Origin of the sequence: Tolypothrix sp. PCC 7712 (assembly GCF_025860405.1) — a bacterium.
Classification (GTDB): domain Bacteria; phylum Cyanobacteriota; class Cyanobacteriia; order Cyanobacteriales; family Nostocaceae; genus Aulosira; species Aulosira diplosiphon.
Window position 1 is genome coordinate 1863949 of the sequence record NZ_CP063785.1, and the last position, 25053, is coordinate 1889001.

At 39.6% G+C, this 25053-nt stretch carries 19 protein-coding genes; 13 read left to right on the forward strand and 6 right to left on the reverse strand.

The features are described from left to right. Positions 1 to 365: 365 nt before the first annotated feature. Both HGR01_RS07550 and HGR01_RS07555 read right to left on the reverse strand, forming a co-directional pair. On the reverse strand, positions 366 to 1445 hold the full coding sequence (locus HGR01_RS07550; RefSeq protein WP_045869075.1) for a hypothetical protein: 1080 nt from the start codon (positions 1443 to 1445) through the stop codon (positions 366 to 368). A gap of 55 nt (positions 1446 to 1500) precedes the next feature. Next, entirely contained in the window at positions 1501 to 2484 is a 984-nt protein-coding gene (locus tag HGR01_RS07555) for a hypothetical protein (RefSeq protein ID WP_045869074.1), read from the reverse strand. Positions 2485 to 2960: 476 nt separating this feature from the next. Here HGR01_RS07555 and HGR01_RS07560 point away from each other — a divergent pair, with 476 nt between their 5' ends. The 5 genes from HGR01_RS07560 to HGR01_RS07580 all read left to right on the forward strand — a co-directional run bounded on the left by HGR01_RS07560 (position 2961) and on the right by HGR01_RS07580 (position 8920). Next, a complete protein-coding gene (locus HGR01_RS07560; protein WP_045869073.1) occupies positions 2961 to 3713 on the forward strand; it encodes a winged helix-turn-helix domain-containing protein in 753 nt (250 codons plus the stop codon). Between the two features lie 53 nt (positions 3714 to 3766). After that, positions 3767 to 5098 (forward strand): sensor histidine kinase, encoded by a 1332-nt coding sequence (locus HGR01_RS07565; protein WP_045869072.1) that lies wholly within the window; start codon positions 3767 to 3769, stop codon positions 5096 to 5098. A gap of 30 nt (positions 5099 to 5128) precedes the next feature. Continuing rightward, positions 5129 to 5797, forward strand: a complete 669-nt coding sequence (phoU, locus tag HGR01_RS07570) for a phosphate signaling complex protein PhoU (RefSeq protein WP_045869071.1) — start codon at positions 5129 to 5131, stop codon at positions 5795 to 5797. 788 nt (positions 5798 to 6585) lie between these two features. Beyond that, positions 6586 to 7194, forward strand: coding sequence for a Crp/Fnr family transcriptional regulator (locus tag HGR01_RS07575; protein WP_045869070.1), 609 nt, complete (start codon positions 6586 to 6588; stop codon positions 7192 to 7194). 127 nt (positions 7195 to 7321) lie between these two features. Beyond that, entirely contained in the window at positions 7322 to 8920 is a 1599-nt protein-coding gene (locus HGR01_RS07580; protein WP_045869069.1) for an iron uptake porin, read from the forward strand. A gap of 176 nt (positions 8921 to 9096) precedes the next feature. Here the strand turns inward: HGR01_RS07580 and HGR01_RS07585 are convergent, their stop codons facing one another. Continuing rightward, positions 9097 to 9357, reverse strand: a complete 261-nt coding sequence (locus HGR01_RS07585) for a hypothetical protein (RefSeq protein ID WP_045869626.1) — start codon at positions 9355 to 9357, stop codon at positions 9097 to 9099. A gap of 254 nt (positions 9358 to 9611) precedes the next feature. Here HGR01_RS07585 and HGR01_RS07590 point away from each other — a divergent pair, with 254 nt between their 5' ends. Next, positions 9612 to 10217, forward strand: coding sequence for a DUF3318 domain-containing protein (locus HGR01_RS07590; protein ID WP_045869068.1), 606 nt, complete (start codon positions 9612 to 9614; stop codon positions 10215 to 10217). Between the two features lie 55 nt (positions 10218 to 10272). On the opposite strand, the gene HGR01_RS07595 is transcribed toward HGR01_RS07590, so the two are convergent. Continuing rightward, complete coding sequence (locus tag HGR01_RS07595) at positions 10273 to 11526, reverse strand: glycosyltransferase (RefSeq protein ID WP_045869067.1); 1254 nt, start codon at positions 11524 to 11526, stop codon at positions 10273 to 10275. Between the two features lie 161 nt (positions 11527 to 11687). On the opposite strand from HGR01_RS07595, the gene HGR01_RS07600 reads away from it, so the two are divergent. From HGR01_RS07600 to HGR01_RS07615, 4 genes are all read left to right on the forward strand, one after another. Then, the gene (locus tag HGR01_RS07600; RefSeq protein WP_228045590.1) at positions 11688 to 13685 is read left to right on the forward strand and encodes an ArnT family glycosyltransferase; all 1998 of its coding nucleotides are present in this window, start codon (positions 11688 to 11690) and stop codon (positions 13683 to 13685) included. Positions 13686 to 13773: 88 nt separating this feature from the next. After that, positions 13774 to 14910: a 7,8-didemethyl-8-hydroxy-5-deazariboflavin synthase subunit CofH gene (gene cofH, locus HGR01_RS07605; protein WP_045869065.1), complete on the forward strand. Its 1137-nt coding sequence runs from the start codon at positions 13774 to 13776 to the stop codon at positions 14908 to 14910. Between the two features lie 116 nt (positions 14911 to 15026). After that, positions 15027 to 15422 (forward strand): photosystem II protein Psb27, encoded by a 396-nt coding sequence (psb27, locus tag HGR01_RS07610; protein WP_045869064.1) that lies wholly within the window; start codon positions 15027 to 15029, stop codon positions 15420 to 15422. Between the two features lie 859 nt (positions 15423 to 16281). Beyond that, positions 16282 to 17781, forward strand: coding sequence for a family 10 glycosylhydrolase (locus HGR01_RS07615; protein WP_096622049.1), 1500 nt, complete (start codon positions 16282 to 16284; stop codon positions 17779 to 17781). Between the two features lie 155 nt (positions 17782 to 17936). Here HGR01_RS07615 and HGR01_RS07620 read toward each other — a convergent pair whose 3' ends face one another. Beyond that, a complete protein-coding gene (locus tag HGR01_RS07620) occupies positions 17937 to 18908 on the reverse strand; it encodes a hypothetical protein (protein ID WP_045869062.1) in 972 nt (323 codons plus the stop codon). 153 nt (positions 18909 to 19061) lie between these two features. Here HGR01_RS07620 and HGR01_RS07625 point away from each other — a divergent pair, with 153 nt between their 5' ends. The 3 genes from HGR01_RS07625 (at position 19062) to HGR01_RS07635 (ending at position 22602) form a co-directional block, all read left to right on the forward strand. Then, positions 19062 to 19607 (forward strand): DUF721 domain-containing protein, encoded by a 546-nt coding sequence (locus HGR01_RS07625; RefSeq protein WP_045869061.1) that lies wholly within the window; start codon positions 19062 to 19064, stop codon positions 19605 to 19607. A 148-nt stretch (positions 19608 to 19755) separates the two neighbouring features. After that, positions 19756 to 20106, forward strand: a complete 351-nt coding sequence (locus HGR01_RS07630; RefSeq protein WP_045869060.1) for a Rieske (2Fe-2S) protein — start codon at positions 19756 to 19758, stop codon at positions 20104 to 20106. A 993-nt stretch (positions 20107 to 21099) separates the two neighbouring features. Further along, positions 21100 to 22602 carry an IS5 family transposase gene (locus HGR01_RS07635; protein WP_045869909.1) on the forward strand — a complete coding sequence of 501 codons (1503 nt, stop codon included), beginning with the start codon at positions 21100 to 21102 and terminating at the stop codon, positions 22600 to 22602. Between the two features lie 382 nt (positions 22603 to 22984). Here the strand turns inward: HGR01_RS07635 and HGR01_RS07640 are convergent, their stop codons facing one another. Beyond that, the gene (locus tag HGR01_RS07640) at positions 22985 to 24868 is read right to left on the reverse strand and encodes an ABC transporter ATP-binding protein (protein WP_045869059.1); all 1884 of its coding nucleotides are present in this window, start codon (positions 24866 to 24868) and stop codon (positions 22985 to 22987) included. Positions 24869 to 25053 lie beyond the last annotated feature (185 nt).

Sequence of the window (25053 nt, forward strand, 5' to 3'; positions counted from 1 at the left end):
TCTGAACTAGATTGGAATATAAAGTATTTACCTATTTTCCGTAAATCCGGCTGCACATAATGTAAATTTAAAATATAGATAATTAATGTCTAGCAAGGTTTATCCTTATGTACAATCAAGAAGAAAATTCCAAGCAAGAATCAAACAAAAAAAATAAGTCCAACGAAACCAGCAGCCGGAAACAACCTCTAAATAAAGGTATTCCCAAAAAAAGAGAACATTAATTTTGCATGGAACCAGTAGAAATTTATAATTACACAATGTTATAGAGACGTAAATTTAATTACGCCTCTACATTAGTTATCAGGGTATAATCACTTTGCAGTCAGAAATTTAATTCTTAACTCTCAACATCCAAAGTAATTTTATTTATTTTTTACCTGACTTTTCGCCTGTTCTAAAGCTATTTCTTTAATTGCTTGATAGGAATTAACATTGGCGGTTCCTTCAATAGCTTTCACGGCTAAATCTTGCACTTGTTTGAGAGCCGATTCGAGTTGCTTAGTCAAGTTTTGTAAGCGCGTATCTTGATTATTAATAGTCTGTTCTAGAGATTGCAATCTCTGTTCATAAAAACGCTTCTGTCCTTCTACTTCCCTACTGTATAAATCTGACTTAATTTTAGCTTGGTAATGGGCAATACCTTTACCTTCTTCTGTAGCTTTTTTAATAGCAGCTTCCTTATCTTTAGGGAAGGCTTCTACTTTAATTTTTAACTCCTCAAACTGCTTTTCCCGTTCTGCGATCGCTTTCTCTTTTTCACTCCATTGTTTTTCTGTTTCTTGCTGAAATTCTTCTAGCTGTTGGTTTAATTCTTTTTGCTGCTGCTCATATTCATCTTTTTGCAATTTGCGCTGCAGTTCTAAACTATATTTGTATTCAGCTTCATCTCGTTGTCGAGTTTTTTTGAGATTTTCATCTCGTTCTTTAATTAATCTGTTACTGTCATCCTGTTCTTTTAACCAAGCTTTTCTCTGCTCATCTATTTCCTGTAATAAGACTTCTTTCCGTTCTGTAAACTCTTCTTGATAAGTCTTAGAATTATCCTCATAGCTCGTGATCAAAGTCTCTAAGATATCTTCCGAAATTTCTAAATTATGTAATTGCTTAAGTTCTGCTACTTCTTTTTCTACAGCTTCTCTAATTTCTGCCAATTTTGAAGCTTGCGTAGTTAGCTGTTCTGATAATTCATTCGCCGCACTACCAAAGCCTAACTGGATTTTAGCTAGGCTTTCAATTGTATAATTCATTCTTTGCTGAACAGTAGTTGGCGCATTCATAGCAGGTTTTGGCTCCACTTTTGGCTTTTCTTTAGTTACAGCTTGTGCTTCTTTTAAAGTTTGGGTAAGTTGTGATTTAACTGCTGCTGTCTCTTTGGCTAATTCTTCATAAGCTTGGAGAATTTCAGCTTTAGTATTTTTATCTGTTGGTTTTTTAGCTACCACAACAAACCTCCATCGAATCTAAAGATAATTTTCATGGCTAACACCCGAAGAGTGACTATTTACTATTGGAACTATCAAAAGCTCTCATCGCCAAATCTTGCGCTTGTTTTAATGCAGTTTGTAGTTGAGCCGAAATTCCTTCTATTTGCTCAGTTTGTTTCTTAATAGTCTCTTCTAAAGATTGGATTTTTAATTCATAACTTTGTTTGCTAGATTCCCAATCTTTTTCAAATAAATCTGCTTCTACTTTAGCCTTTTGGCTAGTTTCTTTAATTGCTTCTTCTCTAGCCTTTTTAATAGCTTCTTCCAACTCGTTAGGAAATGCTGCGGCTTTTTGCTGATATTCTGTAAATAAAGCCCGGCGTTCAGTCAGAATTTTTTCCCGTTCAGCCCAATTTTTATCTTTCTGTTGAGTAGTTTCTTGAATTTCTCGTTCTAGTTTGCGTTTATTTCCTTCATAAGCATCAGTAGTCAGTTTTCTGGTTGTTTCCAACTTATACTGATATTCTTCTGCTTCTGATGCACGTTGTTTAGCTACTAAATCATTGTATACTTGTACGGCTTCTTCGTATTCAGCTTGGTCTTTCTGCCATTCTTTACGTCTAATTGTAATTTCTTTTTCTAGCGCTTCTCGTTTACTAGCAATTTCTTGTTCAAGAACTCTTAATTTCTCTTGATGTTCTTGGGTTAAAATATCTAAAGCATCAGCAACCACTCTAATTTGCTGTAGGTCTTTTAACTGCTGAGTGGCAATTTCTATAGCTCTATTTAATTCATCTAATTTGGAATTTTCTTGCGCTAATTTATCTGATAGTGCAGTAACAATACTGCCAAACTCCAATTGTAAATCGGCTAAACCTTTAACAATACTATCAACAGTATATGTAGAAGCAGTTGCCAGAATTTCTTGGTTTTTAACCTTTTCAGCTTCTTCTTGTTTAGTAGCTATTTTTAAATCTAATTGTTTCCTTTCTGTGAGAATTTGCAGAAATGCTTGCACTATTTGTTGTTTGCTGTCTTTGACTGCAACTGTAGTCATTCTCCAACTCCTTAAACAAGCAATAATTTTTGTGTAGCAAGCCATACCCTGACTTACTCTATGCAGACATCAGAGTAGCCTAAAAATTAGGGTTTTTCACCCAGTGTAAATGCTGAAACAAGAATCAAAAGACACTTACAAATACCGGAGATCATCTTTAATTAGTGCCTTGATGATCTCAAGGTAAAATTTGGGAGTTTACAGTATATTTGTACTATAAACATAGTACTGAAAAAAAGCTGCTATTGTCAAGAAGTAAATGCAAGTATACAAAAATTTCAAGATATCAAGTTACTGCAAACACTCTTGCCAGCTTGTAGCCGCAGTGCTTTATAATATGTTGGTTTCTGTGATTTATATTACGTTTTACAAACTAGGGCGCAATGTCTAGGGTGTAAATTCACGGAAACTTAATAATTAATTGATTCAATCATCATCTTGATAGCTGCACAGACACAAAAATTTTGTGATATCTAATGTACACTAGCGAATCTACCAAGTTTCCTGCCAAGGCGGATATAGGGCAAACAAGCCGCATTCTAGTAGTAGAAGATGAAGAACTAATCCGAGAAATGCTGTTGGTAGCACTAGAGGGTGAAGGCTATGAAGTCGTAACTGCTACTGATGGGCGATCGGCTGTGGAATATATCAAGAATTTTGAACCGAATTCTGGGGAACTCTCCTTTGATTTGGTAATTTTAGATTTAATGCTACCGCAAATCAACGGATTAGATATCTGTCGCTTGCTACGTCATCAAGGTAACCCAGTGCCAATTTTGATGCTGAGTGCCAAAGGTAGTGAAACTGACCGCGTATTGGGTTTAGAAGTGGGAGCAGATGATTATCTGACCAAACCCTTTAGTATGCGGGAATTAGTAGCTCGTTGTCGCGCTTTACTTCGTCGTCAGCGCTTCAGTACTTTGCCGCAAATACCGATACTTAAGTACAAGGATGTGAGTTTAAATCCCCAAGAGTGTCGCGTACTGGTTCGTGGTCAAGAGGTGAGCCTATCACCAAAAGAGTTTCGTCTCTTAGAACTGTTTATGAGCTATGCTCGTCGAGTATGGTCGCGAGAACAGTTGCTAGATCAGGTTTGGGGGCCAGATTTTGTGGGCGATAGTAAGACTGTAGATGTCCACATTCGATGGTTACGGGAAAAATTAGAATTAGACCCCAGTCGTCCTGAATACATTGTGACTGTCAGAGGTTTTGGCTATAGATTTGGATAATTGCTCACGATAGTTGTTAGTTTTTAGTTGTGATCAAGCAACTAATGACTTAAATGTTTTTATTGGGATTTTCTCTGGGTTTAGCGGTAGGGATTGGATTTTGGATTTGGCAACAGGTTCAACTGAACCGCTATTTAGAGCGAGTAGTTAAACCTTTCAATTCTCCTTATTCCAAAGTATCGCTGCCTTTAATTCCTCGCTTACGCCAGGAAATTACAATGGTGAAGGAGGAACGGCAAGATTTACAGCAATCCCTAGAAAATTATCAAGAATTGCTGGATTTTGCACCATTGGGATATTTGCAGGTAGATGAAGAAAATCAACTACTGTGGTGCAATCAACAGGCTAGAGAAATATTATATTTGGAGCGTTGGCAACCAGGACAAATACGTTTGTTACTGGAGTTAGTGCGTTCTTATGAACTCGATCGCCTGATTGAGCAAACTCGCGATTGCCAGCAACCAAGGGTAAAAGAGTGGGTGTTTCACCCCCCTTGTGAGAACCCAGCAGCAATGTTAGAAATAAAATCTCTGGCTATACGGGCATCGAGTTTTCCCTTACCTAAGGGACAAGTGGGAGTATTTCTAGAAAATCGCCAACCTCTGTTGGATATGAATCAAGTAAGAGATCGTTCTTTTTCTGATTTAGCTCACGAACTCAGAACACCGCTGACTTCGATTCGTCTGGTTGTGGAAACTTTACAAAATCGTTTAGAACCACCTTTAGATCGTTGGATTACCCGCCTGATGCAAGAAGTTGATCGGTTGATTAACTTGGTACAAGGTTGGCTAGAACTGACTCAAATGGAAACAGATCCTAGTATTCAATTGCAGCCGGAAGCTGTAGAAGTGCGATCGCTCATTACATCTGTTTGGGAAACTTTAGAACCATTAGCACAAAAGCAGCATCTTCATCTTAAATATTCTGGAGCAGAGAACCTCTGGATTAAAGCAGATCGCTCGCGCATATACCAAGTTTTTCTCAACTTGCTAGATAACAGCATCAAATACAGTCCGCCTTGCACAACGATTGAAGTCCAAGCCGAAATCCTCTCAGCCAAAGATAGTCCCACCAAAAATTCTTCTTCCACAGCCTTAGCAATCAACATCATAGATTGCGGCGTTGGTTTTGCAGAAGTAGATTTACCCCATGTTTTTGAGCGTTTTTACCGGGGAGATCAATCACGAGCTCGCGATCCCATCCAAGAAAGTAATTCTAAAACAGCGATCGTTGGTAGTGGTTTGGGTTTAGCGATCGTACGACAAATTATCCTCGCTCACGGTGGTTCAATCAAAGCCATGAATCATCCAGACACAGGAGGTGCGTGGATACAACTACACTTCCCAGCGATGATGGCAAATACGCCAAGCCAAGACTATAGTTAAAAAAATATCTTCACGTTTGAAAATACAAGTGTGAAAGCTATCGTTTATCCTCCCAATCCCGATCCAACCCAGCTAGCACGCGCCATTAGGCGCTTAGAGCGTGATGTATTACGCATGGGTGCTTTGGTAGAACAATCGTTTCGCCTGAGCCACCAGGCGTTATTTGCGCGCAATTTAACAGCCGCAGAGGAACTTCCTCAATTAGATAAAAAAATTGATCGCTTTTATAGACAAATAGAGTCAGATTGTACAGCAATCATGACACTGCAAGCACCAACGGCACAGGATTTGCGCCACTTGAGTGCTTTTATGCAGCTAGTACGAGATTTAGAGCGGATTGGGGATTATGCTGAAGATTTAGCTGACATTGCCATTAAACTTTTTCCTTATCCGCCTCATCCTTCTATACCAGAGATTGCAGTCATGTCTCACCATGCTCAAGCTATGTTAGCAACTAGCTTGGTGGCTTTAGCCGATTTAGATGAAGCTGGTGGACGGAGTATCCAGCATTTAGATGATGCTGTTGATCATGCCTATGAACGTCTCTATAACACTTTAGCTTTCCAAAAGGATGTTCCTGGTGTAGTCGAACCTATAGTTCTTTTAGCTCTAGCAATTCGCTGTCTGGAACGCATGGCAGATCATGCCACTAACATTGGTCAACGAGTAGCATACATCGTTACGGGTCAACGTTATTAATCAAAACTACAAAATCATCACATTAGGGATTGGTTCTTCTCGTTGCTTACCAATCCCTAATTTTTTTGATGCAGCCTAGTAGTCTACCAACCCAAAAATTTTAGGTGGAGGTTGGGGAAAGGTTAAAGGGAAAAGGGTAAGGGACAAAAACCTTTCCCCTTTCCCCTTTCTCCTGCCAAGTTGCCTTGGTGTACTACTAGAATTTATAGGTTAAGAGGCCAATAAATCATCAAAATTAGCCAGCTAACATATATTTCACTAAAAGCTTACCTATTCTTAAACTTGTAACCTTAGAGTTAAGCAAAGATAGTAGTAAATAGTTACATAAATAACTCAGTAGTAATCTTGCTGTCATATATAAAACTGTTATAAAACACTAACTATAAAAACTCAAGCTCAATCTTCATGCATTAAAAATATGTATAAATTTTGATATAGCATAAATCCTGCTGCATCAAATGCAAGTCTTAATTTTTAGTTCTCTCTACAATGACTCTATTTACTTTTATCTATCTTCTGAATTGGCTAACCAAATAGATTACTTGCATGATGTGTAAATTTTGCTAACCAAAAAGCAGTAATATTAAATTTACTATGCTTTGAAAATATTTTAATAAAAATCGACTTATAACAATTATTTTTTATCGTAAAAATTTGATTTTATTAGCAACTTCTCATTTATACAATACTTTTTATGAGCAACCAATGATTCAGCTTACCAATAATTAAATTACTGCTTGTTTCCTAACTATCACAAGCAATTTTACTGTAGCAAAACCAACTTCTGAATGTATACCAAAAGTTCGATCCCACACTCTGCTGTTACATCCAATAATTCTGCTATCAATGAACAGTTACCCCAAAGGCTATTTGCACGTCGGCAAGTGATACCTCCACGCCACGAGGTCTTGTGGCGTATAGAGCGTGGAGCAGTTAGGACTTTAACTTGGAGTGAAGACGGAACATTTATCACTCTGGGTTATTGGGGGCCAGGTGATATAGTTGGTTATCCTTTGTCTAAAGTTAAACCTTACCAAATAGAATCTTTAACGAGTGTTGAAGTAAGTGTGGTGCCACCGCATATTTGGTATCAAGATATTGATGCGTTATTATCCCATATTCAACAAGCAGAAGAGCTATTAAGCATAGTGCATCGTAAACCAATGTCACTGCGCTTATGGCAATTTTTAGTATGGCTAAGTGAAAAATTTGGTTGTGATGTAGAAAAAGGCAAACTGCTTGATATTAATGTGACTCATCAAGAAATTGCAGAAGTTCTAAATACAACAAGAGTAACTGTAACACGACTTCTACAACAATTTGAAGAAGAAGGAAAACTTTTGCGTTCTAAACGTCAAATAATTCTGCGATTACCGAATCAATTTATGAGAAAATAAGGTAAAATAATTCTGCTTGGTTGGATAAAATCAATGCTGAATTAAGTAAGTAAATTCCCTAATATTAAAAATTTTAGGGAGCTTTACTAGGAGCTAAAGAGTTTTAGGTGTGAGTGCAAGTAAAACAATGACAAAAGCATTCTGGGGTCTTTTAAAGATTAGTCCATTGGTGATGGCGGCTACATTTGTGGCGGCTAATAGTACTTTGGCGGCTGAAGTTAATGAACCTGTAAATGGTGTTGCTCAACTGTCCCAAGATTCTATGGGTCAAGTTACATCAGTTTCACAGTTTTCTGATGTACAACCTACAGATTGGGCATTCCAAGCTTTACAATCTTTAGTTGAGCGCTATGGCTGTATTGCAGGTTATCCTAACGGTACTTATCGTGGTAACCGCGCGTTGACTCGTTATGAATTCGCCGCAGGTTTGAATGCTTGTTTAGATCGGGTGAATGAGTTGATTGCTACAGCTACTGCTGACTTGGTAACAAAACAAGACTTAGCTACATTACAGCGCTTACAAGAAGAATTTTCTGCGGAATTGGCTACTTTACGTGGTCGTGTAGATTCTTTAGAAGCACGCACTGCGGAACTAGAAGCAAATCAATTTTCCACAACAACTAAGCTAGTTGGAGAAGCTATTTTCAGCGTCTCTCAGCCTTTTGGGGATACAAGAGCTGATACTGACAATAATCCCAACAATAACCCAGATTTAGACAGCAACACTGCCTTCTCTGACCGGGTACGGTTGAATTTATACAGCAGCTTCACAGGCAAAGATCAGTTGCAAATCCGATTACAAGGTCGTAATACTGTACCTAATTCGGGTGTAACTGGTACCAACATGACCCGCTTGGGCTATGACGGTGGTACTAATAACAGTGTTGAAATTGATAAAGTTAACTACGCTTTCAACTTCAGCGATGCAGTACGTGTAAAGATTGATGCAACTGGTGCTGAGTTGAATGAAAACGTTTACAACTTCAACCCTGACTTTGCTAGTTCTGGGAAAGGTGCTTTATCCGCCTACGGACGATTTAGTCCCATCTATCGCCAAGCTGGTAATGGTGCGGGTATAACTGTTAATTTCAATCCTAAAGGCCCTTTGACCTTGAGTGCTGCTTACTTTGCTCAAGGAGTAAATACTCCGAATAATCCAGCCGATGGTAATGGGCTATTTAATGGTAGTAATACCTTCTTTGGGCAGATAGCTTTCAAACCAACCCAAGCTTTGAATGTTGGATTTAGCTATGCCCGTACATATCAAAGCAATCCCAGCCTCTTCCAAGGGATAGGAAGTGCTTTTGCGAATAATCCCTTTGCTGGTGCGCGGACTGAAGCTAACCACTATGGTGTACAAGCTACTTTCCAACTTAGCTCTCAATTAGCTTTGAGTGGTTGGGGCGGTTACACAACTGCTGATGCGGTAACTGGTGCTGCTAGAAGTGCAGATGCTTGGTATTGGGCTGGTTCACTAGCTGTCAGAGACTTTGGTCGTAAAGGTAACGTCTTGGGTGTGATTTTCGGTCAACCACCGAAAGTAACTGGTGGTGATAATATTGCTTCAGAATCTGGCACCTCTTATCATCTAGAGGGTCTATACAAGTTGAATGTATCTGACAATATTCAAGTTACCCCAGGTTTGTTGGTGATCTTTAATCCCGAAAACAACGACAATAACAACACCATTTACGTAGGTACTCTACGTACTACTTTCTCATTCTAAGATTGCCAATCTATTAGCAGTCAACTGTTGGGTGGGGATTTTTCCTACCCAATCAGAGATGGAAAAAATATTGTGGTCAAAATCAAAACGCTGCGGCTTATGGTTAAAACTGCCATTAACCTAATCCGCATCAAAATTATCCCGCCTTGAGGCGGGTTTTTATTGGAGCAAAATGACTATATAGGATTAATATCTTTTTGATTAGACAGATCTGTTGGTGGGCGATCGCTACTCCAAGCCCACCATGCATTACCACAATGACAATTGTAAAATTCCTGCCATTTGCGGCGATGGTCTTCTGTCATCACAGGCGATCGCCGATTCAACCAAACTTGTAATGCTTCTCGGCTACTAGACTTGCAGTTTGGACAGCAAAACTGATAAGCGTGAATTGCGTTATTCGTCCATTCAGGCGGGGTGGGGGCGAAAGCTTCCATGTAGTTAAAATTTAATTTTTCATGGTTATCCAAAACTTTCAAGTTTTGAACTTCTATGCCAACGGGTACCATAGAATCCCGCTACACTACACACTTACTTGATTGATGACTCTGATAACTGTGTTTGTTTGTTTAACAAATAACAATCTGCAGAGGGTCTCATGTGATTAACTATTACAAATCAAAGGTTAGCATGAAAAGTTAATTTTTTGCATAATTGAATACTATGCATATCATGGCTAATTATTAACTTTATGGAGCCAACCGCCGAAATTCGCCGCTTGTTAGATGTAATGCCTGCTTCTGCACGAATGCTGACCAAAATCGTCAGCAAGCCCCAACAAGCAAAGGTAATTGATGCGTCCTTTCCACTCCCTTGGAATCAAGAACGGCCAATCAATATTAATTTTGACTTATGGTTTCGTCTGGGGAAATCACAACGAGATTTGTTGTTGTTGCAGACGGTTAGCTGGTTAACAGGGGTGAAGTGGTTCAAACCCAATATTTATCAAGTTGTACTTGTCGCAGGGCTTATAGGTGGATTAGTCGAATCCACACAGTCTGATGTTGTAGGTGTTGTGATCGCAGTTGGCTTAAGTGCGATCGCAGGTTTTCGGATTTGGCGCACAAACCAATCTCCAGAGTTAGAGTTAGATGCTGATGCAGCAGCAATTCGCATTGCTGGGCGGCGAGGTTACTCAGAATCTGAAGCCGCAGAACATTTGTTATCTGCAATTGAAACAGTAGCTAAGATTGAGGGGCGTTCTGGCTTAAGTTTTAACGAATTGATTCGTTGTCAAAACTTACGGGCGATTGCAGGTTTATCTCCTGTGGGTTTACCAAAAAGTTATATGAAGTAGCACCAAGCTGAAAGTTGATGGCAATTAATTAGTCTTGTCATGCTCTGAAATTGAGCTATTTAACATCAGTGACTCGCCAGCTAAGTTTTAAGTTAACCCAGAAATTCCAAATTGTAGCAACTGCGATCGCAATTAAGTTGGCAATGTAGCGGTTAGGCAGGATGAAGTTAAATACTAGATTTAAAATCAGTACATTTAATACCAATCCCGCCAAGCAAATTACATTAAATTTCAAAAAGCGCTTCAACCGTTGTCGCCATTCTTGCTGCTGCATGGAAACATCAGCGAATGTCCAAGCATCATTCCACAAGAAGTTATTGAAAATGGCAATTTCTCCAGCAATGATTTTGCTCCGAGTTAGGGGTAAGGCTAAGGTTGTAGGATCACTGAGCAAATAAAGCACTGCCATATCGACAAACACGCCACTTAATCCTACCAATCCAAAGCGGAGAAATCGACCAATTGGGAAACCCATGTTTTGACTAAACTTGCTCACTTTTCCTAAATTTCCTGTGGAGAGACGCAATTTTAGCAGGTGGTGTAAGTAATCGACATATTGCTTCCATGTCACTTTGCTTTCGCCTTCTTTGCGTTCACAAAATACATAGCCTACTTCAGCAATTGCACCAACTCTTCCCCGCCCAATTACCTCTAAAAGAATTTTATATCCTACGGGGTTAAGTATTGCTCCTGCGATCGCATTCCGACGCACCATAAAATAACCACTCATGGGGTCGGAAACTCTTCCCAGTACACTTGGTAAAATAATCAATCCTAAAACTTGAGCGCCACGGGACAAGAAACGCCGGACAATACTCCAACTACTAACACCGCCTCCTTCTATATGACGGCTAGCTAGCGCTAAATCTGCTCCTTGCTCAATTTCAGTAACTAATTGCGTCAATACCTCTGGTGGATGTTGTAAATCTCCGTCAATTACCCCTAGAATCTTTCCTCTTGCTGCCTGCCAACCACGAATTACTGCTGAGGATAATCCTCGTTCTTGTTGTCGTCGCATGACTCGCAACTGTGGATAATCTCCCATGAGAGATTGTGCAACTTCCCAAGTGCGATCTGGACTATTGTCATCTACCACAATCAGTTCATAGCGTCCAGGAATGCACTCATCCAGTACTTGGCTCAAGATTTTGACAACATTTTTGATATTGTCACGTTCTTTATAAGTAGGAATGACTAAAGAAAGAAAAATATCTTCGCCATCTGTATCTGTAATCTTATCAGGTAATTCAGAGATTTGTAATTTACCAGTTGGTGCTGATAATAATGGATAATCTTGGCTTTGAGGCATGAGAGCAAAATCCAGTTAGTGCAAGAGAATATTAAAAACAGAGCATCTTGGCATTAATTCAATTTTATTCCTCATCTATAACACTGGGAATATTAATTCACCATATTTTCTAAAAAAAGTTGCATTCTTTACTAATTTAGGTAAATATCCCCAAGTTGGAGTTGATAGCAAATGTTATTTTTATAAAAAATAAACATAATAATATGCTTTTGCTTTTGCCTATAATATTTTGGCTAATTATTTTTAGTATTTCTATTAAATATTCTGAAAGTTGGCGTAAATCATTTATGTCAACTTCTATTGTTTGGGGCGTTGTGCTCACTTTTATTAGTGAAGTTTTAAGCCAATTTCATATACTTAATTTTTTAAGTATCCTAATAGCATGGTCATTATTGAACTGTTTAGCATTAATTTGCCAATATTTATTTTTAATTAAAAATGCCAAGCCGATAAATTTAAATACTGCAATCTCTGGCAAAATAAAAAAATATATTAAAATAGCACCTGCCATCAAAATATTATTGTTTGGTATATTTTTCGTGGTCGCTACTGTTGGTTTAATTGCTATTATAGCGCCACCAAATAATTGGGATTCAATGGACTATCACATGACTCGTGTTGTGCATTGGATGCAAAATAATAGTTTTGAACATTATCCCACAAGTTACACACCACAACTATATCAGAACCCTTGGTCAGAGTTTGTAATTCTGCATTTTCAAATTTTAAGCGGTACAGATTACTGTGCTAACTTAGTTCAATGGTTTAGTCTGCTTGGCTGCACGATAGGAGTCTCATTAATTGCACAACAACTAAGCGCAGACTTACGAGGTCAGGTTTTTGCTGCTGTGATTAGTGCTACGATTCCTATGGGGATATTGCAAGCATCAAGTACTCAAAATGATTATGTCTTGTCATTTTGGTTAGTCTGTCTCGCTTTTTATGTTCTGCTTTCGGTAAAAGAGCGAGCAAGAACTAGTTGGACTAATTTATGTCTAATTGGAAGTAGTGTAGGATTAGCAATTTTAACTAAAGGAACAGCTTACTTTTACGTACTGCCATTTTTAATTTGGCTAGGTATATCTGAAATAAAATATTTACGTTTTAAAGTATGGCAGTCTGGACTATTAGTAGGTAGTCTGGCTTTAAGTTTAAATTTTGCTCATTATTTACGTAATTACAATTTATTTGGCTCGCCATTAGGAGAACCTAGTACATATAAAAACGAAATATTTGGTATTAATATACTATTTTCCAACATATTAAGAAATTTAGCTTTGCACATAGGAACACCTATTGGTTTATGGAATGGTATAGCCAATAAATTAATTCAAATCATACATATATTTCTAGGGGTAGATGTTAACGATCCACGCATCACTTTTTCTAAAACATTTTTTGTCCCAGGAGGTTGGTCAACTCTAGGAGTTCCCGGAAACGAGAACAGTGCTGGCAATTTATTACATTTATGCATAATATTATTGTGTATAGTTATTTATATAGCTAAAAAAAGATATAAAAAAAGTGACTATATATTAAGTTATTTACTGAGTGCAATAAGTACATTTTTATTGTTTTGCTATTTAGTCAAATGGCAAGCATGGAATAGCCGTCTGCACCTACCATTTTTTGTATTATTAGCTCCTTTTTTGGGTGTGATATTATCCCAAATCAAAAAGCCAAAAATGGCGTTATCTTTAGTAATTATTTTATTAATATCATCATTTCCCTGGTTATTTTTTAATAAATATAGACCGATAATTGATAGTCATAATATTTTTCAGACTAACCGAATTGAGCAATATTTTAGCAATAGACCTTATCTCCAAGAACCTTATGTTGGAGCAGTGAATTTATTAAAGTCAAAAGACTGCTCAAACATTGGTTTGTCATTAGGTAACGATCCGTGGGAATATCCTTACTGGGAAATCTGGCGACAGACTAAGAAAGAAACAGTAACAATGCAACATGTAAATGTTACTAATATTTCTGCTAAACTCAGTAACCAATATCCCTATAAAGATTTTATACCTTGTGCAATTATTACTATGGAAACAAAAAGAAGCAAACAAGAAAAATCTCAAGAGATGACTGTCAATGACGCAACTTATATTCGAGCAGGTGATTTCCCTCCAGTAGGGGTTTTTCTTCCCAAGTAGGAGCATTGAAATAATTTCATCGCAAGTATTAAGATTTTACTGACAAAATTAATAAAGAAGTTTTTTAATACTTTCGAGATTGATTAATGTGGTAATCACTACTTTTGAAGCTATTCTTGACCGTGCTCTTAGCGGGGATGATATATCTCTTGCAGAGGGAGTGGTATTGTTAAAACAAACAGATCCAGAAGCGATCGCAGCTATTCACAACACAGCCGATCAACTCCGCAGTCTGCAAGCAGGTGATACAGTCACTTACGTAATTAACCGCAATATTAACTTTACTAACATTTGCGAACAGCACTGTAGTTTTTGTGCATTCCGGCGGGATGATGGTGATGATGGTGCTTACTGGTTAGATTGGGCACAAATTTTGGAAAAAGCTACAGATGGTGTGCGACGAGGTGCAACGGAAATCTGTATGCAGGGAGGGTTAAACCCCCAAGCTAAAATCAACGGTAAATCTCTGCCTTATTATCTCAAGTTGGTGTCAACTATCAAGCAGGAATTTCCCGATGTACATTTGCACGCTTTCTCGCCTCAAGAAGTGCAATTTATCGCCAGAGTGGATGGACTCAATTATGCTGATGTGATTGCGGCTTTGCGGGACGCTGGTGTAGGCTCAATGCCAGGAACTGCGGCTGAGGTGCTAGATGATGAAGTCCGGCGAGTACTTTGTCCAGAGAAGATTGATACAGCTACTTGGCTAGAAATTGTGAGTACAGCCCATCAATTAGGCTTGCACACTACCAGCACTATGCTTTCTGGACATATTGAAAGTGCAGAACAGCAAATAGGACACTTAGCAAAATTGCGATCGCTGCAAAAAACTGCGATTGATAATGGCTATCCTGCCAAAATCACAGAGTTTATTTTATTACCTTTTGTTGGGCAAGAAGCGCCCAAACCTTTACGCCGCCGTGTAGGACGCGATCAACCGATTTTACAGGATGCGTTGCTACTGGGTGCGGTGGCACGAATTTTCTTAGGAAATTGGATACCTAACCATCAACCTAGTTGGGTAAAACTGGGTTTAGCTGGCGCGATGTCAGCCTTAGTTGCTGGTTGCAACGATATCGGCGGTACATTGATGGAAGAACACATTACCACTATGGCAGGTGCTATGGGTGGTACATGTATGGAAGTAGAAACATTACAAAAAGCGATCGCTTCTTTAGGACGACCTTTTCAACAAAGAGATACTCTCTATCAGCCAGTATGCTGAATTCATGAGCAAAATTTCATCATTCATCCTTAAGCCTTCAGCCTTGCTCATGATCCCCAAGATACCAATCCAAGATAGTATTGACGTTGATTTATGAGTTGTTTTACTTAATGCTTATGAAGCGCTATTGGTCGCGTCTGCTTGCTCTGCTTTTGGTTGTAAGCATCAGCTTAATGGGCTGTTCTAGTCCTGATAGTTTAACAGGAGATTATCGTCAAGACACCTTAGCGGTAGTCGGGATTTTGAGAAATGTCCTAGAGTTATCAGAAGACTCACCAAATAAAGCAGCAGTTCAAACAGAAGCGCGTCAAAAAATAAACGATTTTTCAGCTCGTTACCAACGGTCTAACTCTGTTTCTACTTTGAGTTCTTTTACCACGATGCGAACAGCTTTAAACTCCTTAGCTGGACATTATAGCTCTTACCCAAATCGCCCCGTGCCACAAAAGCTCAAAGACCGTCTAGAACAAGAGTTTAATCAGGTAGAAGCAGCGCTGAAACGTGGTGCTTAACATCCTGACAAGCAGAGTCAAGAGTTTCTTATTAATTGAGACTCTTGGCAGCTTTGTTAAGTTTAGTTGAATCAGGTAAATCGCTTTTGCATTTTGCAAAAATTTGCTAACACAAAATTATTCTTAGCAGAGTTTTTCAAACAAATTTGATTTACTCGCATAACAAAATTCGGCAACTGAAATAGGGGTTTGGGAGTCTTTCACAATTAGGCTTCAAAACCCCTATTTTTTACCATAGATTTTTATCTATGTAAACCTAAGCTAGCCCCCAATACTACTCGGTTAAGAATTTTCAACTCGCAATTTGGTTTGGGTAAAAGGTGAAAGGGTAAGGGTTAAAGCTCACCATTCGCGTAATCCAAATCGGAAATAATTAATTCCCAAAAAACCATGAAATTCCTACTATATATAGCTTTGGTTTTGGTAATCAGAATAGAAAGCTTACACTTACCCGATTTCCCTCAAAGATTTCAGTAGGAATCTGAATGTATCGGTGCGATCGCACCGTCATCGCACTGTGAACTAACCACGCCTCTAAAGGGTATATGGATAAAAGTTTGATGCGATTAATCCTTTTGTTGTAAGCCTTTTAACCATTTTGATGAATTCTTTATTTTCAGAATCGATTACGCGAACGATGAGTTAAAGGTTTTTTCTTGTCCCTTTTCCCCTTAACCGACAACTATTGAGACAACCCCTGAGGGTTAATGATTATTTTGCTTGTACAAGTTGCTTTGCCAAGATTTAGAGAAACAATTATTAGAGAATGAATAATTTCATTTCTTTGATCAGTGACTTTACCTTTATCCTTGTCCAACTTATATAAGAAGTCTACCGTTTTGCTTTGCTACCTTGAAGTATGTCCAACCTTCCAGTGAAAGTCACCCAGTCAACCTTGTTTTTTCGCCGCCTGTTAGCTGCAGTTTTTAGTAGTAGTTTATTAATTCCTAACTTTGGTATTCAGCCAGCGCAGGCGCAACTGGGAGAATACTGCCATCTATCACCTACAGCAGCACAATCAAAAGAAAATTTACGTCTTTTAGCACTTAGAGGCAATCCAGATGCCCAAAAGCGCTACCAGCAGCTATTAAAACAACAGGCGAAGGAATTACAGGATTGCCGTAATCGTACCTGGCCGCAAATTCAAGCAGTTTGGTTGCGTTTGTATCCCTGTGATATGCAGCCGGGAATACTGGACAAAACTATGGATAGAATTGTCAACCTTGGCTATAACCAAGTTTATTTGGAAGTGTTTTATGATGGCCGGGTACTTTTACCAGCAGCTTCTAATCCTACAATTTGGCCTTCTGTGATCAACACTCCAGGTTCACAAAAAGTAGATCTACTAACAACTGCTATTAACAAAGCACGACAGCGAGGTTTAAAGGTTTACGCCTGGATGTATACCGTCAACTTTGGCTATAGCTATGCCCGTCGTCCAGACAGAGAAGGGGCGATCGCCCGTAATGGCAAAGGTCAAACTAGCTTATATGTTGTTGATAACGGCACTCAAGTATTTATTGACCCCTATAACCTACAGGCAAAACGCGACTATTACCAAATGGTGCAAGAAGTAGTGCGCCGTCGTCCAGATGGATTGCTATTTGATTATGTACGCTATCCCCGGCAAGCTGGTAGTGATTCTATCGCCACTAAAGTGACAGATTTATGGTTATTTACTACTGCTACCCAAGAAGCTTTATTTCGTCGTGCCCAAAATAATAAAGGTTTAGACTTAATTCGCCGCTTTTTAGGTAAAGGATATATTACGGCTGCAGATATTGCAGAGGTCGATCAACTATATCCTCAAGAACAAGAACCTTTATGGCAAGGTAGAACTTTATCCGCAACGCAAAAATCAATTATCAATCCCATCGATAAACAACCTCTGTTGCAATGGGATTTATGGCAGCTAGCTGTTGCCCACGCCATGCAAGGTATCTTAGATTTTGTTGCCTTAGCAAGTCATCCAGCACAGGAACAAGGTATTCCCTCGGGAGTGGTGTTTTTCCCTGAAGGTAACCAAACTTTAGGACAAGGCTATGATTCGCGGTTACAGCCTTGGGATCGCTTCCCTAGTACTATGCAATGGCATCCTATGGCTTATGCCAACTGTGGAGATGTCAGTTGTATTGTCTCCCAAGTACAACGGGTTGTGAGTATGGCAAAACCGGGTACACAAATCATTCCCGCCTTAGCAGGTAAATGGGGAGATTCGATTAGTAATCGTCCATCTTTGGAAGTACAGATGCAAGCACTCCGGCAATTTGCCCCCCAACTCAAGGGAGTGAGCCATTTCGCTTATTCTTGGCAGTACCCTGAACATGATGGCGATCGCAAATTCTGCCGCAATAATTAATGGCTGTTGGGATTTTTTTGTCATACCAAACTATGTCAAATTTTTTAGGGAAAAGGGGAAAGGTGAAAGGGTAAAGGTTGTCCTTTTTTCTCGTTACTTTTTCCCTTCTAAAAATATTTGGACATCATTCTTATTCTCAGCTAATTCTGAAATTCTTAACTTTGCCAATCACCTAGTTGAGTAGTCAAAAAATAACGGACATGGTCAACAAATGCTGGCCCCCATTGTCTAGTACCATGCCCCATTCCTGGGACAATATAACAAGCACCATCGGGGAATTTCTCAGCACAAGTACGAGTATCTCGAACCCGAACAATGGGATCGTTAGCACCAACTAAAAAGCGAACCCGACGCGGTAGCTTGACTTGCTCAACATAATTCATGGGGTTGCATTCCCAAGCATATTCATCATGATATTTAAGATTTTTGGCTAATTGTAAAAGCTTCACTACAGGTGTTAACTCAGGCTGTAATCTGGTTAACAGCCTTACGGCGAATCCACCCAAAGGTGAGGCGGCTAAATCAGGCAATAACCAATAGCCCCAACTGTTAGCAAAAGATTGCAGATCGGCATGACCAATAGCCCCCAATAGTCTGTCCCCCAAACCTTTTGCGGTAAACGCGTAGGCAGAAAGTAAAACTCCCATACTTACCCCAAACAAAGCCAGTCGGCGATCGCTGAGATGATAGCGATCGCCACAAAAGTTATGAATACTGGCAATGTTACTGGCAGTACTACGAAATATACTTAAAAGCAACGCCGTATCAAAGGAAATATTTTGAGCAATTAATGGCTGAATCTCATTTTGGATCGTAGCTGTGAAGGTGCGTACTAAGCTGCGTCCACCAGCAAAGGGGGTATCAAATAAAGCTACAGCAATACCCATTTGCGTTAGTGTAGGCACAATAAAAGCATTCCAACCATAAGGGGCACTCATACCCTGTAAACCAATCACCAGAGGTGTTTGCTGTAGCGGGCGATGTGGTGGTAAAAACACAGCTACGGGAAAGCTGCTTAAACGTTCATCGATATTAGCTATCCCAGTATAAGGATATGGCTCATAAAACCAATAGCGATCGCCATTCACACCTGCAAAATTAATTTGATCTGGCCCATAAATCGGCATACTAGAGGAGAGGAATTTAATAGTAGGAAAAAATATTTTTATGCTCTTGTTATAGGCGATCGCAATTGTCAAAAGTTCCAGCTGCAACCAGTTTATACTTAATACTTCAGCCTTCTCCTATCGAAGACGCTACACCAACAGCCTTTAGTTAAGATGTCGTTTAACTCAGTTAATGATATTTTAAGTGGTCTCGAACAACAAACTCAGTGGCAGGAACAACCTTTTCAACGCTTGCTGCAATGTTGGGCGGAGGTGGTTGGTACAGTGGTTGCTGCACATACTCGACCATTATCTATTCAACGCGATGTCCTGCGGGTGGCAACTTCTAGCGCGGCTTGGGCGCAAAATCTGACTTTTTCACGTCAAAAGCTAATTTTGAAGTTGAATGAAAAGTTGCCAACGCCTTTGGTAGATATCCGCTTTTCTACAGCTGGTTGGCAATCATCTCCAGAACCAGAGAAGCCGCAACTAACGGTTTCACCAAGCGAACATCCCAGTTATTTGGGTGATAAAAGTAATTCTGTTCAAGATACCAAGCCTCATACTACTAATCCCAATGCGGCTTTCGGGCATTGGGCAAAAGTTATGCAAATGCGATCGCATGGTTTACCGCTTTGTCCTCAATGTCAGTGTCCTACCCCACCTGGCGAACTTCAGCGTTGGCAGGTTTGTTCTCTGTGTGCGGCTAAACAGTTATGAACATTGTCTGAGTTGAGAACTAGAGCTACACACTTGTGAAATGATTGTAGTTAATCAGCTTGTTGATGGCTAAAAGAGCAGAATATTCCAAAGTCTTCCATCAAGCAGCACCCCTGTAGATGATGTTCAGCGAGGTATCGAGGTATTTATGAACTGGATTAAGGTTCTTCCCGAAAATGAACTGCCACTTAACGATCGCAAAGTGGTAAAAGTAGAACAACGCAATATCTTATTAGTTCACCACAATAACCAAATCTACGCCCTAGAAAATTCTTGCCCCCACATGAAGCTACCTTTGAAGAAGGGTAAAATCACAGATGATGGTGCGATCGTCTGTCCATTTCACCGTAGTGCTTTTGACCTTGCCACTGGCAACCCTACTGAATGGATTACCTTTCCGCCTGGTATTAACAAGTTGATGGGTATGGTTTCTAAAGAAAAATCAGTACCCGTATTTCCTACTCGTGTAGAAGAAGGAAATATTTGGGTAGGATTGTAATTAGGAAATATTAATTGGTAATTGGTAATTGGTAATTGGTAATTGGTAATTGTCGCTGTTGATTACGCCTTGTCTGCACGTAACTGCAAAAAAGCACTCTTTTTTTAGACAGAAAATTTTGACCACATCTATAACTGTGTTTAATTACGTAGACGCGTAGCAGCTACTCTCAATGAGACAGATTCAAGGCGAACCCACAGGATGCAATACTTGTTGGTTAAGGGCAAAAGGGGAAGGGGAAAAGTGGCACGAAAAAACCTTTAACCCTTACCCTTTAACCTTTTCCCCAAACCAAATTAAAAGTTGAAAATCCTTAACCGAGCAATATTGCCACAGGATGTTACGAATTATTAATTACGAATTACCTTATTCAAGATTTTTAATGTAGTTAATGTGTATAAATTCGTGCTGTTTCATGACCAATCAGTACAAAGTCCGCTAGGGGTGAAACCCGCAGGGGGGCTTGCCATACTAGCGTATCATCAACACATGGCATAAGATTATGCTTCCACAAATACCGATAACACCAGCGCCAGCTTTTACACCGTATTCACTGGCGCTTTTATTTTAGCTATTACGAGGGATGTTCAGCACGAGATGACGCTATCCAATGAACACGAGGGAGTGATTTTGAAGCTTTTATTCAGGCTACAGAAAAAAGTCTTCTGTGTTGGCTATATGTCAATACAGTTCAGATAAGTTCATTAGTGATTGATTTGTCAGTTGTGTAAAAAGCTAGCTCAATTGGGGGATTCTCCCCCAAACCCCCGATTGGGTGAAGTTTGTGGGGAAGGTTTCCTTCCACAAAACTTCGGACGGTTGCGTCCCCCAAACCCCCTCCAAAATTATTGTTGCGTTTTTTGTTGAGTAACTAGGGCTTGCAGAATAAACAAAAAACCTAGATAAATCAAGAGATTTGGGGGGACAAAAGAGAATAAAGTGCAAGGAAAAAGGATAAAGTAAGTAAAAACCCTTGTAGCAAGTTGCGTTGATATGTATCGAAAAGCGCAAAAGCAAGAAACAGCAGCAGAAGACTTTGAACTACCCTTTGGGGGAAAACTAGCCTCAGATAACCGTTGGGTAATCATGGCGGAGATGATACCTTGGTCAGAATTTGAAGCAGAGTACGCAGCAATATTTTCAGCAGAAATGGGCGCGCCAGCCAAAACATTTAGGATGGCATTAGGGGCATTAATAATTAAAGAAAAACTAGGCATAAGTGATAGGGAGACAGTAGAGCAAATTAGGGAGAATCCCTATCTGCAATACTTTATAGGAATGTCTTGCTATAGCAATAATGCCCCATTTGATGCGTCAATGTTAGTTCACTTTAGAGAAAGAATAGATATAAAATTAGTTAACAAACTGAATCGAGAAATAGTCAAGCAAGTGTTAGAAAGTAAAGAGGAGGTAGAAGTAAAATCAAAAAAGTCAGAAACCGAGGATTTAAAAAATGAGCCGACCAATCGGGGAAAATTAATATTAGATGCGAGTTGTGCGCCAGCGGATATCAGTTATCCCACAGACTTAGGATTATTAAATCAAGCCAGAAAGCATACAGAAACAATTATAGATATTTTATATAACTCCCTCTTGTTAAAGAGTATCAAAAAACCGAGAACCTATAGAAATATAGCTAGAAAGAATTACTTATTGGTAGCCAAAAAAAGAAAACCGACCATTAAAGAAAGAAGGAAAGCCATTAAACGGCAACTACAATATATCAAAAGAAATTTAGTTCACATTCAGCAGCTAATGGAGTTAGGTGCGTCACTCTTCAACCTGAGTAATAGGCAATATAAGAAATTACTGGTAGTAGCAGAAATTTATCGTCAACAACTTTGGTTATATGAAAATAAAAAAATTAGTATAGAAGACCGTATTGTCAGTTTAAATCAACCACACATTCGTCCGATAGTCCGTGGTAAAGCTGGAAAAAAAGTAGAGTTTGGGGCAAAGCTTTCAGCTAGTTGCTATGATGGCTATGTATTTTTAGACCATATTAGTTGGGATAATTTTAACGAATCAGGCGACTTAAAATCACAAGTAGAAGCCTACAAAAACTACACCGGGTATTATCCTCAATCAGTTCATGTTGATAAAATTTATCGCACTAGAGACAACCGCTCTTGGTGTCAAGAAAGAGGAATTAGAATTAGTGGGCCACCTTTAGGGAGACCACCTAAAAATGTCAGTCCTGAAAAAAAGAAACAAGCACGAGAAGATGAGCTAATTCGTAACTCTATTGAGGGTAAATTCGGACAAGGTAAACGAAGATTTAGCTTGGGTAGAGTCATGGCTAAACTTCCTCATACCTCTGTCACTGCTATTGCTATTACTTTTTTAGTCATGAATCTTTCTACCCTTGTTTCACGGCTTTTTTGGGAATTTTTATGCCAATTTTTCAACATTACATCTTTTTTCACTTCTTTTATTAGCAAAAGTGATGTTCCGTTTGATTGCAGACAACAAAAACTTATATTTGCTCTTCCCTGACTACTGAGTCAATTTTTCTCTTGCCTTGGAATGACTTTTTCAGCAAGCCCTAACTAGTTTTTTGGTTTTGTTGTCAATTAATTTTCTTAAGAGTACTCCAAGTAAAAAAATGCTCAATTGTCATTGCGAATGGAGCGAAGCGGAATGTTCGCGTAGCGTTCCCGCAGGGTAGCAATCGCAAGGGCTGAGATTGCTTCTCTGCGAGACGCTACGCGAACGCTACACTCCGTTTCGCTCGCAATGACAGGTTTTGGATCGTTTATTTTTTGGAACACTCTAACTGAACTGTATTGGGCTATATGTTGAAGATTCAGTGCTTAGGTTGTCAAAAGTCAAGATTCAAAAACTGTTTGGACTCTTGACCCTGGACTATTATTTCTGCTTAAGATGCCTGTAGGCGATTTTGTCGGCGTTCGGGGCTACCTGTGGGAATTGCGGCGATTAAGTTTTGCGTATATTCTTCTTTGGGTTCGAGGTAGATACTTTGGGCTGTACCTTGTTCGACAATTTGACCGCGATTCATGACTAAAATGCGATCGCTCATAAATTTCACTACGCTTAAATCATGGGAAATGAAGATATAAGTTAGTTGAAAATCTTCTTGCAATTCTTTGAGGAGATTCAAGACTTGGGCTTGTACAGAGACATCCAGTGCAGATACCGATTCATCACAAATAATAAACTTGGGATTTAATGCCAAAGAACGGGCAATACAAATTCTCTGACGTTGACCTCCAGAAAACTGGTGAGGATAACGGTTGATTGCATCTGCACCCAATCCTACCCGTTCTAAAAGTTCAACTACACGTTCTTGGCGTTGTCGCTTTGTTTTCCCTACATAATGAATTACCAATGGTTCTGCGATCGCTTCTCCAACTTTCATTCTTGGATCAAGGGAACTAAAGGGATTTTGGAAGACTATTTGCATTTCCCGGCGGAGTTTTTGCAACGGTTCACCTTTGAGGGAGGTAATATCTTGTCCCTCGAACATGATTTGACCACTCATCGGTTCAATTAAGCGCAGTAATGTTCTGCCCAGAGTGGTTTTACCGCAACCAGATTCGCCTACTAATCCCACTGTTTCGCCTGGTTTTACTTCAAAGGAAACGTTATTTACGGCCATAGTGTAGCGTTTGATGCCGCCTAGCAAGCCTTTTACAGGGAAGCCAACTTTGAGGTTGCGAACTTCTAATAAGGGTTGCTTTTTATCGAGGTCTGCCAATCTTTTAACTATTTCTTCGCTGGTAACTTCTGGCGGTGGTGAAGGTGCTTTCGCTTGAATTACTAATTGACCTGTGGGACTATCTTCCACACTCATGTAGTCGGAAACAGTCAGGAGTTTTTGGGGATGGCGGGTGAGTGTAGGGCGGCAAGCGACTAAACCTTTAGTATATGGATGTTGAGGATTACTAAAAATTTCTGTGGCTGTATTATATTCAACAATTTTCCCTCTATACATTACCGCTACTTGATCAGCAATTTCCGCAATTAATCCCAAGTCATGGGTAATAAATATCATTGCCATGTCGCGACTTTGCTGCAATTCTCGCATCAATTCCAGAATTGTTGCTTGCACTGTGACATCTAGGGCTGTAGTTGGTTCGTCAGCAATCAATAACAATGGGTTACAAGAAATTGCCATTGCAATCATCACCCGTTGTAACTGACCCCCAGAAAGCTCGTGAGGGTAGCGTTCTAGCATCGATTCTTTATGCTGCTTCACCAAATCTGCCAGTTTTTGCCCTTCGGGTTTGGGTGATTTGGAGTTAGTTTGACTCCAAGTATCGAGATATTGCTGGGCTATTTGTTCATCGCTGGGGAGGAGTTTAACTTCTTGCAAACCCGCGATCGCAATTTGTCGCGCTTGTGATGGTGACACCTCTTGATGTCGCATAATCGCTTCTGTTAGCTGAAACCCAATGTTATAAACTGGGTTGAGCGAACTCATGGGTTCTTGGAAAATCATAGCTATGTCGCCGCCTCGGTATAGCTGCATTTGCTCAGGCGGTAACTCTGCTAAGTTGATGGGTGGGTTATTCTCTTGATGAGTAAACCAAATTTCCCCGCCAGTCACTCTACCGGGACTTTGCAACAAACCCATGACTGCAAGGGATGTGACTGATTTACCACTCCCGGACTCTCCCACTATTCCTAAAGTTTCGCCCCGATGGAGTTGAAATGAAATCCCATCAACGGCTTTGAGGGTATTGCCATCACTGGAAAATTCAACTTGGAGATTGCGAACCTCTAGGATAGTTTCTCTCATAGGAGTGTAGTTAAAAAGTTTTACTAATAGTTATTTGGAGTTTAACAGCGATTTTGAGTGCTGAGTTGGAGAGACGCGATTAATCGCGTCTGTACAAGAGTTCTGAGTTGGAGAGACGCGATTAATCGCGTCTGTACAAGAGTTCTGAGTTATGAATTTTAAGTGATAGCTTATGGCTAATAACA